4 protein-coding genes are annotated in these 1,923 nt (G+C 38.1%); 3 read left to right on the plus strand and 1 reads right to left on the minus strand.

Annotation, left to right across the window (positions count from 1 at the left end):
- Window positions 1-207 precede the first annotated feature (207 nt).
- From CDZ78_RS03255 to CDZ78_RS03260, 3 genes are all read left to right on the plus strand, one after another.
- Entirely contained in the window at window positions 208-1,167 is a 960-nt protein-coding gene (locus CDZ78_RS03255) for an efflux RND transporter permease subunit (RefSeq protein ID WP_087868689.1), read from the plus strand.
- An 8-nt stretch (window positions 1,168-1,175) separates the two neighbouring features.
- Complete coding sequence (locus CDZ78_RS21640) at window positions 1,176-1,352, plus strand: hypothetical protein (protein ID WP_167374152.1); 177 nt, start codon at window positions 1,176-1,178, stop codon at window positions 1,350-1,352.
- 161 nt (window positions 1,353-1,513) lie between these two features.
- Window positions 1,514-1,714: an MMPL family transporter gene (locus tag CDZ78_RS03260; protein WP_087868690.1), complete on the plus strand. Its 201-nt coding sequence runs from the start codon at window positions 1,514-1,516 to the stop codon at window positions 1,712-1,714.
- Between the two features lie 25 nt (window positions 1,715-1,739).
- Here CDZ78_RS03260 and CDZ78_RS03265 read toward each other — a convergent pair.
- Window positions 1,740-1,923: ISAzo13-like element transposase-related protein (locus tag CDZ78_RS03265; protein ID WP_444979192.1), on the minus strand; the 184-nt coding region annotated here is incomplete at its 5' end.

Genomic DNA, 1,923 nt, shown 5'->3' on the forward strand with positions numbered 1-1,923 from the left:
GGCAGGTAACTAGTTAACTGAAGTTTCCCAATTATTGAGTAGCTGAAATACACAATGCTGGTGTATCGAGGTTTATTTTAGGTGGTTTTGCCATGTTTATAGCAAACCCCTACTTAATTCCCCTTAGGCAATAGCATTTGAAACGAATGAAAAGACTATTTTTTTCATATAGTTGTAGCATAGTTTCAATTTTACCATAAATAATTATTGGGAAACTTCAGTTTTAGTGATGCCCCACCTTTTAGAGATCTAGGGAATATTGTTGCCTTAGGTGTGATGTTAGCCTTGTTTTTATCAGTGACCTTGTTGCCTGCATTAATGGTTTTATTGCCGGTACGTGTCAAAGTAAAAGATGAGTTAGATAATTCTGTTATGAAAGGGCTTGCTACTTTTGTGATTAAGCGACGTAAAGCTCTGCTGATTGCTAACGGTCTATTAGCAGTAGCCTTGATGAGCTTTATTCCGTTAAATGAGATTAATGATGAATTTGTAAAATATTTTGATGAAACTATCGAGTTCCGCCGTGCTACTGATTTTTTAAATGATAATTTAAGTGGTATTTATAATATCGAAATTTCGATTGATACAGGTTCAGCAGGTGGCATTAGTGATCCCGCTTATCTGCAGAAAATTGAGCAGTTTAAACTTTGGCTTGAGCAACAGCCCGAAGTGGTGCATGTCAATAGTATTACCGATACCTTTAAGCGCCTGAACAAAAATATGCATGCTGATCAACAGCAGTGGTATACCTTGCCTGAGCAGCGCGACCTGGCTGCTCAGTACTTATTGCTCTATGAAATGTCTCTACCCTATGGGCTGGATTTAAATGATCAGATTAATATTGATAAATCTGGTGTTCGTATTATTGCTAGCATGGAAAACCTGTCCAGCAGACAAATGCTGGATATTGAGCAGCGACTACATGACTGGATGGCAGAGAACTTGAGTGCCTATACAATCAATGCTGCCAGTCCGGTGCTCATGTTTTCACATATTGGGCAACGTAATATTATTCGCATGTTAATCGGTTCATTAGCTGCCCTGGTGTTAATCTCCCTGATATTGATTTTTGCTTTCCGTTCAGTGACGCTGGGTCTGATCAGTTTAATTCCCAACTTAATTCCTGCTAGCATGGCCTTTGGAATCTGGGGCTTGGCTTGTCGGTAGTGACCGGAATGACTATTGGTATTGTGGTGGATGATACCGTACATTTTATTAGTAAATATCGGCGCGCTAAAGTTGAAAAAGGCCTGTCCACAGAAGAAGCAGTGCGTTACGCGTTTTCTACAGTGGGTGTGGTATTATGGGTCACTTCATTAGTATCTGAAGTTTCCCAATTATTGAGTAGCTGAAATACACAATGCTGGTGTATCGAGGTTTATTTTAGGTGGTTTTGCCATGTTTATAGCAAACCCCTACTTAATTCCCCTTAGGCAATAGCATTTGAAACGAATGAAAAGACTATTTTTTTCATATAGTTGTAGCATAGTTTCAATTTTACCATAAATAATTATTGGGAAACTTCAGTTTTAGTGATGCCCCACCTTTTAGAGATCTAGGGAATATTGTTGCCTTAGGTGTGATGTTAGCCTTGTTTTTATCAGTGACCTTGTTGCCTGCATTAATGGTTTTATTGCCGGTACGTGTCAAAGTAAAAGATGAGTTAGATAATTCTGTTATGAAAGGGCTTGCTACTTTTGTGATTAAGGAATAAGCACGAAACAACTTCCCGATATTAATTATTCTTGAGGAATTGCACGGTAATTCCATTTTGGTAAATGTGTATCAAATACAATCGGCATTATTTCTTTGAAGTCAGCGGCATATTTTCGTCCTGTCTCGTATATTTTGTCGAGTATGTGAACAATTGTTGTTAGTCCTTTTGACGTTGATGTTCTAGAAATCAATGTTTTAACTGTTTCA

The sequence above is a fragment of the Bathymodiolus platifrons methanotrophic gill symbiont genome (genome assembly GCF_002189065.1).
In the GTDB taxonomy this organism is placed as follows: Bacteria; Pseudomonadota; Gammaproteobacteria; order Methylococcales; family Methylomonadaceae; genus Methyloprofundus.